This is a genomic window from Streptomyces sp. NPDC047061 (genome assembly GCF_040643955.1).
GTDB lineage: Bacteria > Actinomycetota > Actinomycetes > Streptomycetales > Streptomycetaceae > Streptomyces.
Genome location: NZ_JBEYVI010000007.1, coordinates 188,547 through 204,711 on the forward strand (window position 1 = coordinate 188,547; position 16,165 = coordinate 204,711).

Sequence of the window (16,165 nt, forward strand, 5' to 3'; positions counted from 1 at the left end):
CCGTCGAAGTCCCGCAACACGACGCCCCCGGTCATTCGCCGGCGTTCAGCTGGTCCGTCAGTTCGCTGAGCGTCGCCCGGCTGAGGATCTTGCCGATCGGCAGCAGGACCCCGTGCGACCGCTGTACCTCCTGCCGGAGCTGGGCCGCCATCAGCGAGTCGAGTCCCTGGCTGGTCAGGTCCCGGTCCGGGTCCAGGTGCGCGGAGTCGACGCGCAGGATGCCGGCGACCTCGGCCAGGAACAGTCCTGCCCGGTCCACGGTGGGTGCTGTCTCCTGCTGTGCTGTCCCGTTCGAGGCCGTCGCGCCCGGCGCAGGTCCGGACGCGGATGATGCCTGCGGGCGTGGCGCCAGGATTTCCGGGCGCCGGACGGGAGACGCGGGCGGCACCGGCCGGGCGACACGCGGGACGTCGTCCACGTCGTCCACGTCGGCCACGATGTCCACGTCGGCCACGACGTCCCGTAGGAACGGGGAAGCGGCCGCGACCGGGTAGGCGGCCCGCCACCGCGCCCAGTCCACCGGCATGACCACGGTGTCCCCGGCGCCCGTGGCCAGGAGGTGGTCCAGCACCGCGAACCCCGCCGCCGAGGTGAAGCCCGTCATGCCCCGCGGGATCAGGTTCCGGCCGAGTTCCGTGCCCGCCCTCGCGGCCATGCCCCGGTCGGTCCAGAAACCCCAGTTCACCGCGAGCGCCCGCAGGCCCCGGCTGCGCCGGCCGCGGGCGATCGCGTCGAGGCCCGCGTTCGCGGCGGCCCCGGCCGCGACCTGGGGCGACGCCAGCAGGGCGTTCCCGGAGGAGAACAGCACGAAGTGGTCGAGGTCGTCGTCCCCGAAGACGCGGTCCAGGACCCGGCCGCCGTCCAGCTTCGGCCGCAGCACGGCTTCCAGGTCCCGCAGCGTGGTGTCGCCGATCGGCTGGTACACGAAGACACCGGCCGTGTGGAACACGCCCCGCACCGGCGGCCGGCCGGCGGCGCGGCGGTTCTCCACCAGTCGCCGCACCGACCGTTCGTCCGCCGCGTCCACCGGGGCGTACTGCACCTCGACGTCCTGGCCGCGCAACTCCTCCAGCAGGGCCGCGATGTCACCTCCGGACGGCGACGCCGGGCCGGGTACCGAGCGGCCGGTGAGCAGCAGGTGCCGGGCGCCGCGCGCGACGAGCCAGCGGGCCAGTCCGGAACCGATGCCGCCGGCTCCCCCGGTCACGAGGTACGTGGCGTCCGGCCGCATCCGGGTGGGCGCGGGCGCCGGCGGCTCCGCCGGGGCGGTACGCAGGTCGATGAGCACCTTTCCCACGTGCCGGGCCCCGGTCATGTCGTCGAACGCCGAGCCGACGGCGTCCAGCGGGTAGACCTCGGCGGGCAGCGGCGCGAGTTCGCCGGCCGCGACCAGGCGCAGCACGCGGCCGAGCAGTGCGCCGGCCCGCCCGGGGTGCTCGCGGCAGAGGGCGGCGATGTCGAGGACCCGGAAGGATCCGTTGTGGAGCAGGCCGCCGAGACCGGCCGTCCGGCCGTTCGTCAGGTCCCGCCCGGCCAGTTCCACATAGCGCCCGTACGGGGCGAGCATGCCGAGGTTCTGGTCGACGGCCGCCCCCGTCAGCGAGTTGAGGATGACGTCCATCCCCTCCCCCCGGGTCGCGTCCAGCAGCGGACCGGCGAAGTCGGCCCGGGAGTCCGCGACATGGGCGACGCCCATCGTCCGCAGCAGGGCCCGCCGCTTCTCGCTGCCGGCGGTGGCGTGGATCTCGGCCCCCCGCCACCTGGCCACCTGGATCGCGGCGAGCCCCACGCCGCCGGTGGCCGAGTGGATGAGGACCCTCTCGCCCTCGCGGAGCGCAGCCAGTTCGACCAGGCCGTACCAGGCGGTCAGGTAGGAGACCGGCACGGTGGCGGCCTCCGCGAGACCGAGACCGTCGGGGACGCGGTGCGTCAGGCGCCGGTCGGCGAGGACCCGCGTGGCCAGTCCGGGCCGGACGACGGCGACCACGCGGTCGCCCACGTCCAGCCCCCGTACGCCGGCACCGGTCGCCGTCACCACGCCGGCCGTCTCCCGGCCCAGCCGGCCGTCGTCGTCCCGGTCCGGGGCGGCCCCGGCGGCCTGGAGCACGTCGCGGAAGCCGACCCCGCCGTAGGCCGCGGCGATCTGCACCTCGCCGGCGGCCGGGGGCCGCGCCTCGACCGTCGCGCGCACCGGGCCCGCGCGGCGGTCGTCGGCCGGCACGATCTCGGTGACGTCGTCGGCCCCGGGCGCCGCTGCCGCCGCTGACGCGCGACGCAGCCGCAGGACGTGACGGGCGCCCGCGCGCAGTGCGATCTGGTCCTCGGCCGCGTCGGCGGCCGCGATCTCCCGGGCCAACGCCTGCGCCTGGGCCGTACCGTCCGCGTCGTGGGCCGGGCCGAGGTCGACGAGGGTGTGCCGGATCGCGGACAGCTCACTCGCCGCCGTGCGTCCGAAGCCCCACACGGCGGACTGCTCCGGGTCCGGCGCCCCGTCGGTGTCCGTGACCGTCTCGGCGCCGCGGGTGACGAGCACGAGCCGGGGGAGCGGGCCGTCCCACCGGGCGGTGGACAGCGCCCGGTCCAGCAGCAGCGCGCTGCCGAGCCCGAGCGGCACCCCCGCCACCGGCCGAGGCGCCCGCATGCTCCACAGGTGCACCACCGCGGCGACCCCCTCGGGGCGGTCGCGTCCGACCTCGTACAGCAGCCGGGCGTAGTCGTCGAGGCGGGACGGGTCGATGCGGTACGTCCCGTCGCCGGTGCGCTCGTACCCGTCCCCGGGCAGTACGGTGATCCGCGCGCCGTCCGCGACGAACGGGGCGAGCCGAGGTCCGAGGTCCTCGTCCTCGAACACCAGCCAGGCTCCGGCGGCAGCCACGGGCACGGGCACCGACTTACGCAGGGGCATGGGCATGAGCGCGGCGGCCGGCGTCCACCGCGGCCGGTAGAGCCAGTCGGTGGGCGGGCCGTCCTGTTCCCGGCGCAGCAGCCAGCGGATCCGCAGGCCGCGGAACTCGGCCAGCAGCGCGCCCCGTTCGTCGCGGACGGCGACATCGCCGCTGAACCACTCGGCCGTCAGGTCGCGTCGCACCACATGGCTGTAAAGGGTCCCGGTCAGCGGCCCGTACCGGCGGAACGCGTCGACGGAGCCCAGGATGAAGGCGTGCTCCTCGCCGGGGACCGCAGTGTCGGGCAGGGTGGCCGCGAGCACCTGTCCGCAGGCGTCGAGGACCGCCGGATGGACGTGGTGCCGTTCGTACTCGGCGAGACCGGGCGGGACGACGACCTCGGCCAGCGCCTCGTCGTCGCCGCGCCACACCTGCCCGATGCCCTGGAAGACGCCGTGCCAGTCGTTCCCGCGGGCCGCGAACCGGCGGTAGAACTCGGCGCCGGTGAGGTGGTCGGGGACGCGCGCGGCGATCTGGGCGGGCGTGCCCTCGGGGACACCGGCGGTGGGTGTACCGGAGGGCGCACGGTCGACCTGCCCGTGTGCGTGCCGGGTCCAGCCGGTGCCGTCGGAGGTGGCGACCTCGAAGTCCCACCGCGGCCCGGCCCGCCGCAGCGTCACCCGCAGCAGCGGCGGGGTCTCGGCGGTGAAGAAGAGCGCCTTGTCGTAGCGGACGTCCTCGACGACGGCGTCGGCGCCGACGGTCCTGGTGGCGGCGGCCACCGCCAGCTCCAGGTACGCGGTGCCGGGCAGGATGACCAGGCCCTGCACCTGGTGGTCCAGGAGGTAGGCGTTGCGCTCCAGGTCGACGGGGCCCTCCCACCGGTGCGAGCCGTCGTCAAGGACGGTGTGCGCGCCGAGCAGCGGGTGCCCGCCCCGGAGGCCCGTAGCAGCCGGAGCCGGAGCCGGAGCCGCAGTCGCAGCCGTGGCGGGCGTGTGCGGGGTGGCCGCGCCCGTGTCGGCGGTCGGCTCGACCCAGTACTCGGCGCGCTGCCAGGGATAGGCGGGCAGTCCCACGTAAGCGGCCGGCCCGTCGAACAGCGCGCGGTGCAGCACCGGGTATCCGGCCTGGTGAAGCTGTCCGACGGAGGTCAGCAGCGCGGTGAGGTCGTCGGTGTCGCGCAGCAGCGACGGCACCACCTGGTCGTCGGTGCGCTCCTCGGACAGGCACTCCTTCACCGCCGCGCTGAGGACGGGGTGCGGGCTGATCTCGACGACTGCCGCCGCCTCGGGCCCCGCGGTCTCGGCGTCGACGGCCGCGCGGAAGCGGACCTCGTCGCGAAGGTTGCGGACCCAGTAGTCGGCGTCCAGCTCCTCGCCGGTCAGCAGCTCCCCGGTCACCGTCGAGCGCAGCGGCACGTGACCCTTGCGGGGCCGGACCGGCTCCAGGGCGGTGCGCAACGCGTCCAGCAGGGGGTCGACCTGGCTGCTGTGCGAGGCGACGTCCACCTTCACGATCCTGGCGAGGACGTCCCGCTCGGCCAGTTCGGCCAGGACCTTCTCCACCGCCGGGGTGCGGCCCGAGATGATGGTGCGCCGCGGGCCGTTGCTCACCGCGACGTCGACGTCCGGTACGTCGGCGAGTTCCCGACGCACCTCGTCGGCGGGCAGGTCGACCGCGGCCATCGACCCGGCGCCGGCGATCTCCCGGAGCAGGGCGCTGCGCCGGCAGATCACCGCCGCGCCGTCGGCCAGGGTGAGGGCGCCGGCGGCGCAGGCGGCCGCGACCTCGCCCATGCTGTGCCCGATCACGACGTCGGGCTCGACGCCCCACGACCGCCAGAGCGCGGCCAGCGCGACCTCCATCGCCCACAGCAGCGGCTGCACCACGTCGATCGGCCGGTCGGCCTCGTCGTCACCGCTCAGCCTCTCGATCACCGACCAGCCGCGCTCGGCGCGGACATGCCGGTCGCACTCTTCGATCGTCTCCCGGAAGACCGTGGAGGTACGCAGGAGCCGACGCCCCATGCCGGCCCACTGGGAGCCCTGGCCAGGGAAGACGAAGACGGTCTTCCACCGCGCGCCCGACTTGGCGGCGACGATCGGCCGGCCTTTGCGCAACTGCCGGACGACCTGGTCGTGTTCCTCGGCGAGCACGGTCATGCGGTGCCGGTGATGGGTGCTGCGGGTCAGCGCGCTGAAACTGACGTCGCGCAGATCATGCCCGCGCCCCTCCCCGTCGGGTCCGAGGAACTCGGCGTAGGCGTCGGCGAGTTCGCGCAGCGCGGCGGGTGTCTGCGCGGACAGGGCCAGAAGATACGGCCGCGGTTCGGCGGGCGGCGGCGGAACGGGCGCGGGGCGGTGCTCGCCGAGGACGACGTGGGCGTTGGTGCCCGAGATGCCGAACGAGCTGACGGCGGCGTACCGGGGGGTGCCGTCCCGGCCCCAGTCGCGGGCGGTCTGCGGTATCTCCAGCGCCATGCGGTCCCAGTCCACCGCGTCCGTCGGCCGGGCGCTGTGCAGACTCGGCGGGACGACGCCACGGGCGACGCACAGCGCCGCCTTGATGACGGCCGCGATCCCGGCGGCCGCCTCGGTGTGGCCGATGTTCGTCTTCACGGACCCGACCAGCAGCGGGTCCGCCGCCGACCGGCCCGCGCCGCTGCCGTACACCGCGTCCAGGCCGCGCAGTTCGATCGGGTCGCCGGTGGGCGTGCCGGTGCCGTGCGCCTCCACGAAGCCGACGGCGCGCGGGTCGACGCCGCCGCGCGCGCAGGCCTGCCGCATGGTGCCGATCTGGGCGGTCTCCGACGGAGTCATCAGGTATCCGCTGCTGCGGCCCTCGTTCTCGACCGCCGAGCCGTGGATGACGGCGTGGACGCGGTCGCCGTCCGCCTCGGCCCGCGCCAGCGGTTTGAGGACGACGACGCCGACGCCGTCGCTGCGGACGAAGCCGTCGGCGTCGGCCGCACCGAACTTGCACCGGCCGTCGGCGGACAGCATGTCCGCCTGGGAGAAGGAGATGCTCTCCTCCGGCGTCAGCACCAGGTTGACCCCGGCGGCCAGGGCGAGGGTCGCCTCCCCGGCGCGCAGCGCGGCGCACGCCTGGTGCACGGCCACCAGCGACGACGAGCAGGCGGTGTCCACGGAGGTGCTCGGGCCGCGCAGGTCGAAGAAGAACGACAGCCGGCCGGACAGGACACTGCGCGACGTGCCGGTGTTGGCGTAGATGTCCAGTGCCCCGGCGGCGCGCAGCAGGTCCCAGTACTCGGCGGTCCGCTGCCCGACGACGACCGCGGTCCGGCTCCCCGCGAGCTGTTCCAGGGTCAGGCCGGCGTCCCGCACGGCCGCCGCGGCGGTCTGCAGCAGCAGCCGCTGCTGCGGGTCCATGTGGCTCGCCTCGCGGCCGGACACCCCGAAGTAGTGGGCGTCGAAGCCCCGGATGTCGGGCAGGAAGCCGCCCCGGCGGCTGACGATCCGCCCGGGCGTCCGCGGCCGGGGGTCGTGGAACACGTCGACGGGGAACCGGTCGGCCGGTACGTCCGCGGTGGCGTCGACCCCGTCGAGCTGCATCCGCCAGAACGCCGGCACTCCGTCCGCGCCGGGGAACTCGCAGGCCATGCCCACGATGGCGATCGGCTGCCCGCCGACCGGATCCTGCTGCTGCGCCGTCACGCGACTTCCTCCTGTCGGCGTCGGTCTCGTCGGCATCGGTCCAGCCCGTATCGGTCCGGTCGGCATCGTCCGGTCGGCATTGGCAACCCCTAGATCCAGGACGGCGGTTCGGTGATGGTGAGGATCACGGCCACGGCCGACCAGCCCGGAGCGCCGCCGAACAGCAGGACGTGGTCGCCCGCGTCGAGCCGTCCGGTACGCAGCAGATGGTCGAGGGCGATGAACTGGTCGCTGGACGAGGCGTGTCCGATCCCGCGGCCGAACTCCCACTGGGACCGGGAGACGTCCAGGCCGAGGGGGTCCATCATGCAGTTCCGGGTGGTCGCCTCGTCGCCGTTGGGCACGAGGACCCAGCGCAGGTCGCCGACGTCGACGCCGGCCTCGTCCACGGCGGCGAGCGCCGTCTCGGAGCAGGCCTTCGCAATGCCGTCGGCGACGCTCATCCCGCCGACCTCCCGCACCAGCTCGTTGAACTGCTGGGCGCGCCCGACGGTGTCGATCCGGCGGCCCGCGGACCCGGTGGGCGGGAACAGCGGCTCGTCGCCGCGCGCCATCGCCTCGAACTCCGGATAGACCCGGGAGACGACCGCGTCGACCCGGGCGAACCCGGCTGTCGGGCTGATCACCACGGAGCTGGCCGCGTCGGCCGCGATCACACCCATCGGACCGCTGTCCCACCGGTTGAACAACGGCGAGTTGAAGTTGTCCGCCGTGGTCAGCAGGATGTCCGGCCGCTCGGCCGACTGGTACGACAGCAGGCCGGCGGCCAGCTCGACACCGGTGAGCATGCTGTTGCAGCCGTTGCGGATCTCGGTGCTGCCCGCCCCCGAGATGCCCAGCTCCCGCATGATGTACGCCGACGGCGACCACATCTCGGGCCCCTGGTAGAACGTCGAGCCGTGCAGCACCGTGCCGATCGCGGCGACGCCGCCGGGAGAGCGGTCCAGTGCCGTCCGCGCGGCCCGCACGGCCATCTCGGGCGGTGACTCCGCCCCGGCCACCAGGACACCGCGCAGACCGCTCTCGGCGAAGACCGTGGCGTCGTACAAGCCGGCGGCGACCGCCTCGGACGCGGCGTAGGCGGATGGCAGCCAGCAACCCAGGCCGCTGAGGAACACGTTCGGCGGCTTCATGCCGGTTCCTGACCGGGACTCAGAGGGGTCCTGCCCTGTTCGATGTGCGCAAGCCGGGGCTCGTTCATGTCGATGCGTCACTTCCTGTGGTGGGTCGGAGGGGAGCGGCGGTGTCCACCAGGTGGGCGAGCCGTTCGGCGGTCAGCTCGGACAGGCTCCGTACGCCGAGGTCCACCGGTTCCGGTGTCGGCGCGACCGAGACCGTCACACACCCCGCGGCCTGTCCCGAACGGAGTCCGGCGGACGAGTCCTCGACGACCACGCAGCGCCCCGGCGCGATGCCGAGCCGGTCCGCGGCGGTGCGGTACGACTCGGGGTCCGGCTTCGGGCGCCGTACCTCGTCACCGGCCAGGGTCACGGCGAACCGGGCCCGGCCGAGCGAGGGCAGCACGGCGTCCACCAGCGCCCGGTACGAGGACGACACCAGCGCGCACGGAACGCCCGCCCGCCGCAGCGCCCCGAGCAGGCCGACGGCTCCGGGCAGCGGAACGACGCCGAGGCGCAACCGCTCCAGCAGGCGGCCGCTGACGCGCGCGTACAGCTCCTCCGTGTTCATCGGGGGCCGCGCGAGGCCGCCGAGCCGGGTCAGGTTCTCGGCGACGCCGCGCCCGCGCAGTTCCTCGGGCCGGATCGCGGCGGCCGGCACGCCCGCCGCGCCGAGCACCGCCAGCAGGGCGTCGCGCAGGAGCGGTTCCGTGTCGACGAGGGTGCCGTCCATGTCGAAGAGCACCGCCCACGGCGCGGTCAGAACAGCGCCCGGGAACTGAGGGACACCTTCATCTTGCCGAGCAGCGGGTGCCAGAGGTGGCCCGGGTCCGCCTCGACGGCGGCGATGAACTCGCGCATCGCCGTCAGCGCGGCCGGCTCCTGCTCGTCGTAGACGTCCCCCTGGAGCAGCTTCAGGACGTCGATGCGGTAGCGGGGGTCCTGGACGAAGGCGGTGAACAGGATGTTCAGGCGGTAGTAGATGGAGATGAACTCGTACCAGCTGGACACACCCCGCCGCAGCTTCGTCACGTAGTTCTCGAACCGGCCGGCACTGAAGTCCCCGGCCTCCGCGGCGGCGATGATGTCGGCGCACGCCAGCCGGGCGCTGTTCATGGCGACACTGACACCGCTGGAGAAGATCGGGTCGACGAACCGGGCCGCGTCGCCGATCATGACCATGCCGTCGTTGCACACCTTGGTCATGCCGTAGCTGTAGTCGCCCTCGGCCTTGAACGGGCGGACCCGCACGGTGTTCTTCAGCGCGTCGTGCAGCAGGGGCCTGCTGGCCACCGAGTCCCAGAAGAAGCCTTCGAGGTTGTCCTTGCCCTCCCTGAACCGCGCCTTCTGGGTGACCACCCCGACCGACGTGATCGTGTCGGTGATCGGGATCTGCCACACCCAGGTGTCGCTGAGCGGCAGGAAGTGGATGAAGATGTACTCGGCCTGGTTCTCGTCGTTCGCCAGGGCCTCCCGGTCGAGCCCCTCGAACCAGCTGTGCACGGCGTACTGGTTGAACACCGGGTCGGGCACCTTCACCTTGAGCTGCCGTCCCAGGAGGGTGCCGCGCCCGCTGGCGTCGACGACCATCCGCACCGCCACCTCCGCGGTCGTCCCGCCGAGTCCGACCCGCAGCACGGGACGGGCGGGGTCGGCGAAGTCCACGCCGCGCACCCGTACCCCGGAGAACACCTTCGCGCCCAGGCTCTCGGCGTGCTTGAGCAGGATGTGGTCGAACCGGCCGCGGTCCACATGGAAGGTGTAGTCCCGGTCGACACCCAGCTGGTCCCGTTCGTTGAAGAGCACGTCGGCGGCCCCCAGGCCGTGGTCGTGGACCTGGAAGCCGAGCGGATCCACCCCGTCCGCGTTGGCCGACGTCCACGCGGCGCCGTACTTGCGGGGGAACCCCGCCGCCTCGATCTTCTCCATGGCGCCGATCTCCAGCAGCACCGGCGTGGTCGCCGGTACCAGCGACTCGCCCACGTGCTCCCGCGGGAAGAACTCGCTCTCGAACACCGCGACCGACAGACCGGCCCTGGCCAGGTAGGACGCGGCGGTGGAACCGGCCGGGCCGCCGCCGATGACGCCGATGTCGTAGTCGTGAATCATCTGTTCTCCAGTCAGAGGGCGGCGGCCTGGGAGCGGAGCAGCAGGATCAGGTCCGTGATCGTCTCCGGCGTGCGGAAGTGCTCACCGGTCATGTGCACGGGCGGCACCCGGACGTCGTACGCGGTCCGGATGTGGGCCAGCAGCCGTGCGGTGCGGACCGAGTCCAGCACCCCCATCTCCAGCAGCGGGCTGTCCGGGGTGATCAGGTCGGAGGGCACGCCCGCTTCGAGCTCCTCGCGCACATAGCGGAGCAACTGGTCGAGCAGCACCGCGCGGTCAAGGTCCGTCATGTCTCCTCCGGGGGTGAGAGCCGTGCCGTCGCGCGCGCCACGAGGTACCTCGTCGGCAGTTCCAGCGGTCGTCCGTCGGACGTGCGCTCCGTGGTGTGCAGGGGCAGGTCGCCGTCGGCGACGACGTCGAATCCGGCTCCTTCGAACAGCAGCCGCAGCCGCCCGTCGTGGGCGGGTGCGATCCGGGCGCCGAAGTCGAAGCGGGCCGCGAGACCGGCCGTCTTCGGCAGGTGCGCACCGCCGGCGAGCAGCTCGGCGACGTACCAGCCGGTGCGCTCGGTCAGCTCCTGGGCGAACAGGACCCCGGACCCGCCGAGCAGGCACCTGATCGTCGCCAGCATCCTTCGGCGGTCGTCCGGGGCGAGCTGGTGCAGTACCCCGCGCAGGTAGACGTTGGCGTCGCCGAGCTCCGCGTGCAGCTCCGCCGCGGTGTCCCGGTCGAGCAGGTCGGCGCGGCGGTAGGCGACATTGGGCGCCGGGTGCGACGCGGCGGCCAGCTCCACCGCGGCCTCGGCGATGTCGACTCCGACGACCCGCCGGAAGTGCCGCGCCAGCCACTGCGTCTGGCGGCCGCTGCCGCACCCGATGTCGACCAGCGGGAGCGCGGGGTCGGCATGGTCACGGAAGAGCGGCAGATGCCGCTCCGCGGTGAGCCGGGGCGACGAGTCCCACAGGGCCGCTCCGGGCTCGGCCGGGAGCGTCGACCAGAAGGCGTCCCAGGCCGTGCCGCCGGTCATACCGCCGGCCGCGCCGCCGGTCATGCCGGTCATGCGTGGACTCCCCGTGCCACCAGGCCGCCGAGCGCGGCGCGGTCGACCTTCCCGTTCGGGGTGCGGGGAAAGCCGCCGACCACGTGTACGGCGTCGACGGTCATGTACGGCGGCAGGAGGACCGCGCAGTGCCGTCGCAGTTCCGCCAGCTCCGGCGTACGGCCGGGCTCGGGGACCACGAAGGCGTGTAATCGCGCGTCCAGGCCGGTGCCCACGACGAGCACCACCGCGTCGCGCACCGACTCGTGCGCAACAAGCGCGCCGGCCACCTCGGCCGGCTCGATCCGGTAGCCGCGGACCTTCGCCATGTCGTCGGCCCGACCCCGGTACTCCAGCAGACCGTCGGCGTCGTACCGGCCGAGATCACCGGTGCGGTACGGACCGGCCTGTGGCTCGCCGCCCCAGTAGCCGAGCATGACGGTCGGGCCGCTGACCAGGATCTCGCCGTCGTCGTCCAGCCAGACCGTGTCCCCGGCGACCGGCGCTCCGATCGGGACGGGCGTGGTGCGCGTCAGGTCGGCGGCCGTCACCTCGTACGAGGTGCACACGTTGGTCTCCGTCGGGCCGTACCAGTTGAGCATCCGGACGCCGGGCCACGCGCGGCGCAGGTCCTGCAGCCGCTTCGGCGGAAAGGGTTCGCCGGCGAAGACGCAGGCGCGCAGCACTCCCGGCCCCTGCTCCAGCAGCTCGCCGTACTCGGCCATGAGCACCAGAGCGGACGGCACCGAGTACCAGACCGTGATCCGGCGTTCCAGCAGGAAGTCGACCAGCGGTCCGGCGGCCTGGGCGAGGGTCTCGCCGACGAGGTGCACCGACGCGCCGGCCCGGAAGGCGCCGTAGAGGTCGAAGACCGACAGGTCGAAGCCGAACGCGGCGTGGTTCGCCAGCCGGTCGGACGCCCTGAGGTCCAGCTCCCGGCAGGCCCAGTCGACGAACGCGAGCGCGTTTCCGTGGCTCAGGCAGACGCCCTTCGGCGTCCCCGTCGATCCGGAGGTGTAGAGGATGTACGCCGGGTCGGACGGGCGGACCGGGTGGTGCGCGGTGGCCCGGCCGTACGCCGCCTCCGGCAGGAGGTCCGCCTCTCGCAGGAGATCCGCTTCCCGGAGAAGATCCTCGCAGGGTACGCAGGCGGTGCCGGGGACGCGACCGTCGTGGTCCGTGACGACGAGCGCCGGGCGGGCGTCGGCGGCGATCCGGGCGACCCGATCCGGGGGATTGCCGCGCGGGACGGGAACGTGGATCGCGCCGCACCGTAACACCGCCTGGGCGACGGCCACCGCCTCGGTCGTCTTGTCCGTCCACACCAGGACACGGTCGCCCGGGCGGATCCCGCGTCCGCGCAGCGCGGCCAGGTAGGTGTCCGCGCGTGCGTCGAGCGCGCCGTAGCCGAGGCCGGTGACGAGGTCGTGGACCGCGAGCGCGTCCGGCGTCCGGGCGGCGGCGTCGACCACCAGGCCGTAGAGGCTCGGACTTCCCTTGCGGCTCACAGTCCCATCTCCCGGGCTATCAGCCGACGCTGGATGTCGGACGTGCCGGAGAACGTCGTGGCGGGAAGGGCGTCGCGCACCTGCTCCGCGATCCCGTACTCCGCCAGGAAGGCGCGGCCCCCGAAGATCCGGCCGGCGTCCAGCGCGGTGGCGACCGCGGCCTCGGACACGGCCAGTTTCGCCAGGGCGACCCACAGGGAGGGGTCCTGGCCGCCGTCGATCTCGGCGCAGGCCCGGTAGAGCAGGAGCCGTCCGCTCTCCAGCCGCAGCTTCATGTCCGCCAGCCGGTCCGCGACCGGCTGGAGGTCGGCGAGCCGCTTCCCGAACTGCCGCCGCTCCCGCACGTGGTGCACGCAGCGCCGGACGAGCCGTTCCTGCTGGCCCAGGTAGATCGCGAACAGGCAGGACCGTTCCCACTGCATCGACGTCTGGAACACCAGCTGCCCCTGACCGGGACTGCCCAGCACCCGCTCGTCCGGCACGAAACACCGGGTGAACACCACCTCGCCGGCCTGGCAGGCGGCCAGTCCGGACTTCTCCAGCGGCCCTCCGGCGTCCAGACCGGGGGAGTCGCGGTCCACGGCGAAGGCGGTGGAACCGAAATAGCCGCCTTCCGGATCGGTGGTCGCATAGGTGACGTAGAGGTCGGCGACCGGGCCGTTGCTGACGAAGCTCTTGACCCCGTCGAGGAGATATCCGCCGTCGACCCTGGTGGCCCGGGTCGTCAACCGGGAGACGTCCGATCCCGATTCCGGTTCCGTCATGGCATTTCCCGCGACCAGTTCTCCCGCGCACAGGGCGGGCAGCAACGCCTTCCGGGTCTCCGGGAGCGCGAACTCCAGCACCGGGCGGACACAGGCGAAGAGATGGGCCGCGGCGGCGAAGAGCAGTCCGGTGTCCGCACCGCCCTCGCCCGCGGCCTCGTACAGGAGGGCCGTGTCCAGCGCACCGAGGCCCGAACCGCCGTGCTCCTCGGGGACGGCCGCGCCGAGCAGTCCGAGGCCGGCCAGTTTCTTCCAGACCAGTTTCTTCCAGCGATCCCGGGGGAATCCGGTGGCGGCGGAATCCGAGGGAAGTTCCCGCGCGGCTGCTTTCATCCGCGCGTACCGCTCCTTCTGACGAGCGCTCAGGCTGAAATCCACGAGATGCCTCTCACGCAGCGGTGGCCGGACGAGCGGAGGACCAGTGCGGAGTCTCGATGATCTCGATCACGGCGCACGCGATGTTCAGGCCGGGCCCCACACCGAGCATCAGGAAATGGTCCCCGCGCCGCAGCTCTCCGGAGAGCAGCAGCTGTTCGAGCGCCACCACCTGGTCACTGGCCCCGATATGGCCGACGGTGCGCCCCTGTTCCCATGTCGAAAGGGACATCGGCAGACCGAGAGGCACCATCGCGCGTCCCTCGACGCGTTCCCGGGAGCCGTTGGCATAGGCGACGCGGGTGACGTCGTCCATCGTGATGCCGGCCTCGTCGAGGGTGCGGCCGACGAGTTCGTCCTGCGCCGCCACGAGTTTCAGCGGGCCGGCCGGATCCCGGTCCGGACCGCCCAGCCAGCGGTCCTTGGAGTCGCCGAAGTCGAGTTTCCCCGGCCGGCCGGCTCCCGGCGGGAACAGGGGCTCGGGCCCGCGGTGCATGGCCTCGTACTCGGGGAGCGTGACCGCGTTGACGGACTTGAGCCGGGCGAATCCCTCGCGCCGGCTGAGGACGACGGCGGAGCCCGCGTCGCCCATGACGAAGTGCGGGCTGAAACGCCAGCGTTCCAGCAGCTCCGAGGTGAAGTTGTCGCCGGAGGTGACCAGCGCCGCCTCGTGCTCGGCCGAAGCCATCAGATGGCCCGCCGCGAGTTCCAGGGCGGAGAACATTCCCATGCAGCCCTGTCTTACCTCGGCCGCGGTGGCCCGGCCCGCCCCAGTGTGCCGCTGCACGTAATACTGGGGACACCAGCCGTGGGGGCCTTGATACCACACGCTGACATAGAGTAATAAGCTCAAGGACGCCGGATTCTGGCCGGCACGTCCGAGTGCCTGCCGGCAGGCCCGCACCGCCAGCTCCGGCGCCGGAATGTCGCCCGCGACGGTGACACTTGTGATTCCGTATTCTTCCGCGGCGGCCGGGTCGATCAGTCCCCGCTCGACCGCCCAGTTCATCGGTACTCGGTCGGGCAGGAAGGCGCCCAGGCCGCTGATCAGGACATCGGACGCCTTCATGACCCGCTCCAGATCCTTTGACAACGTTTCCTCACCGGAAAAACGGCGCTATCAAGCACTGTGCCTGAGGGGAATGGGGAAACGAGCACGTGGCGGAGGACGCTGCGAAGAGGATGCCTGTTCCAGGACGTTCCGCTTGGTCAATTCCTCTGCTGTGAGTGCGCTGTGCCGTCTAAAGGAGAAAAGCCGTCTCTACTTTGGCACCGACACACTCAGGCGCTACTTGCGCAACTCCGGCATCCATCGCGATCAGCGTGCCCTCCGTTTCGGTGTGCGTCAAGACGGCGCGACTCACGCCCCGTACAGGCGGGCGGGCAGCGGAGCCTTGGCGAGCAGGGTGCCGTGTTCCTCGGGAGTTGCTACTGCCATCAACGCACTGAACTCGTGCCGCGAGCCGGGGCCTGAGGAACTCGTCCTCGCTGTCGTGGTGGGCTTCCAGACACATGAGCATGAACCGCACCGCGTCGACGACCAGTTCGGCCCGCGCGTTGTCGCCGGGCCGCAGTCCGCGCACCGGATGGCATCCCTTGATCCGTCTGTTCGGGAAAACGACGTGCGAGGGGGATCGCCGGGCAGCAAAGCCCGGTGATGGCGACTGTGAACGACTGGGCCGAGAACCGGTCGGCGGTGCCCTGGCGCTCGCTAGCCCTTGCGCAGGACTTCGTGGAAGCGGTGCGCCAGGTCCGTCAGCTCTTCCGCGCTCGGGGCGGTCTGCTGCAGGTCGACGAGCACCTCGTCGGCCCCCGCCGCATGGGCGGCGAGCAGGTAGTCGGAAACCTGCAGGACCGTTCCCCGGTGCGGAACGGCGTCGCCCGGCGCGGCCTCGGCCGTCACCACGGGGTTCACCCGGACGACGGTGCGCAGGGCGTCGGGGTCACGCCCGTTGGCCTCCGCGATCTGCCGGAGCCGGCTGATGACATGGGCCAGTTGGGGAATCGGCAGCGCGACCCCCGCCCAGCCGTCCGCGCGACGGCCGATACGTTCCAGGGTGGCCGCAGTGAAACCGCCGAGGAGCACCGGCGGCCGGGGCCGCTGCACGGGCAGTGTCTCGAGGTGCGCACCGGGGATCGTCCACAGCGCCCCCTTGTACTCGGCCGACGAACCGGACCACACGTGTTCCAGGACGTCCAGGATCTCCTCCAGCCGTGCCCCGCGCCCCCGCCACGGCACACCGATGGCCTCGTACTCGTCGGACGACCAGCCGAGCCCGAACCCGATGTCGAGCCGCCCCTCGCTGAGGATGTCGACGGACGTGAGGGAACGGGCCAGCAGGAGCGGGGAGTAGAAGGGAGCGTTGAGCGTGCTGGTGCCGAGGCGCACCCGCCGGGTGGCGTGGGCCAGGAAGGAGAGGGTGGCGACGGGATCCAGGAAGGTGCGGAACCCCTCCGGTACGGGACCGCCGCCGGGATAAGGGTCACGCGGCTGCGTCGGCACCAGGGCCCGGTCGCCCACCCAGAGGCTGTCGAAGCCGATCGCTTCGACCGAGGCGGCGAACCCGGAGATCGCGGCGGGGCCGGTGAACAATCCGTACTGGGGAGCGCCCAGACCGATCTTGAGCATGTCTGTCACCTGTTCGAGGGGGTGCTGCGGTTCGTTCTCGGATCACCGTGCCGCACACCGGTCG

10 protein-coding genes are annotated in these 16,165 nt (G+C 72.7%); all 10 read right to left on the reverse strand.

The window, feature by feature from the left end:
* Positions 1–31: 31 nt before the first annotated feature.
* The gene (locus tag ABZ887_RS14295) at positions 32–6,559 is read right to left on the reverse strand and encodes a type I polyketide synthase (RefSeq protein WP_361287855.1); all 6,528 of its coding nucleotides are present in this window, start codon (positions 6,557–6,559) and stop codon (positions 32–34) included.
* An 89-nt stretch (positions 6,560–6,648) separates the two neighbouring features.
* On the reverse strand, positions 6,649–7,692 hold the full coding sequence (locus tag ABZ887_RS14300) for a ketoacyl-ACP synthase III family protein (RefSeq protein WP_361287858.1): 1,044 nt from the start codon (positions 7,690–7,692) through the stop codon (positions 6,649–6,651).
* Positions 7,693–7,756: 64 nt separating this feature from the next.
* Positions 7,757–8,422 carry an HAD family phosphatase gene (locus tag ABZ887_RS14305; protein WP_361287861.1) on the reverse strand — a complete coding sequence of 222 codons (666 nt, stop codon included), beginning with the start codon at positions 8,420–8,422 and terminating at the stop codon, positions 7,757–7,759.
* Positions 8,423–8,436: 14 nt separating this feature from the next.
* Entirely contained in the window at positions 8,437–9,786 is a 1,350-nt protein-coding gene (locus ABZ887_RS14310) for an NAD(P)/FAD-dependent oxidoreductase (RefSeq protein WP_361287865.1), read from the reverse strand.
* Positions 9,787–9,797: 11 nt separating this feature from the next.
* Positions 9,798–10,076, reverse strand: coding sequence for an acyl carrier protein (locus ABZ887_RS14315; RefSeq protein WP_361287868.1), 279 nt, complete (start codon positions 10,074–10,076; stop codon positions 9,798–9,800).
* On the reverse strand, positions 10,073–10,846 hold the full coding sequence (locus ABZ887_RS14320; RefSeq protein ID WP_361287870.1) for a class I SAM-dependent methyltransferase: 774 nt from the start codon (positions 10,844–10,846) through the stop codon (positions 10,073–10,075). Before ABZ887_RS14320 ends, ABZ887_RS14315 begins: the two co-directional genes overlap by 4 nt.
* Positions 10,843–12,333: an AMP-binding protein gene (locus ABZ887_RS14325; RefSeq protein ID WP_361287873.1), complete on the reverse strand. Its 1,491-nt coding sequence runs from the start codon at positions 12,331–12,333 to the stop codon at positions 10,843–10,845. The genes ABZ887_RS14320 and ABZ887_RS14325 overlap by 4 nt, the downstream gene beginning before the upstream one ends.
* The gene (locus ABZ887_RS14330; protein WP_361287876.1) at positions 12,330–13,430 is read right to left on the reverse strand and encodes an acyl-CoA dehydrogenase family protein; all 1,101 of its coding nucleotides are present in this window, start codon (positions 13,428–13,430) and stop codon (positions 12,330–12,332) included. Before ABZ887_RS14330 ends, ABZ887_RS14325 begins: the two co-directional genes overlap by 4 nt.
* Positions 13,431–13,485: 55 nt before the next feature.
* A complete protein-coding gene (locus ABZ887_RS14335) occupies positions 13,486–14,541 on the reverse strand; it encodes a ketoacyl-ACP synthase III family protein (protein ID WP_361287879.1) in 1,056 nt (351 codons plus the stop codon).
* A gap of 642 nt (positions 14,542–15,183) precedes the next feature.
* Positions 15,184–16,101: a TIGR03619 family F420-dependent LLM class oxidoreductase gene (locus ABZ887_RS14340; RefSeq protein ID WP_361287882.1), complete on the reverse strand. Its 918-nt coding sequence runs from the start codon at positions 16,099–16,101 to the stop codon at positions 15,184–15,186.
* Between the last annotated feature and the right edge of the window lie 64 nt (positions 16,102–16,165).

Coding starts and splice junctions, on each gene's coding strand:
- ABZ887_RS14340 (WP_361287882.1), bottom strand. CDS start 16,101: ATGCTCAAGATCGGTCTGGGCGCTCCCCAGTACGGATTGTTCACCGGC.
- ABZ887_RS14335 (WP_361287879.1), bottom strand. CDS start 14,541: ATGAAGGCGTCCGATGTCCTGATCAGCGGCCTGGGCGCCTTCCTGCCC.
- ABZ887_RS14315 (WP_361287868.1), bottom strand. CDS start 10,076: ATGACGGACCTTGACCGCGCGGTGCTGCTCGACCAGTTGCTCCGCTAT.
- ABZ887_RS14310 (WP_361287865.1), bottom strand. CDS start 9,786: ATGATTCACGACTACGACATCGGCGTCATCGGCGGCGGCCCGGCCGGT.
- ABZ887_RS14300 (WP_361287858.1), bottom strand. CDS start 7,692: ATGAAGCCGCCGAACGTGTTCCTCAGCGGCCTGGGTTGCTGGCTGCCA.
- ABZ887_RS14330 (WP_361287876.1), bottom strand. CDS start 13,430: ATGAAAGCAGCCGCGCGGGAACTTCCCTCGGATTCCGCCGCCACCGGA.
- ABZ887_RS14320 (WP_361287870.1), bottom strand. CDS start 10,846: ATGACCGGCATGACCGGCGGCGCGGCCGGCGGTATGACCGGCGGCACG.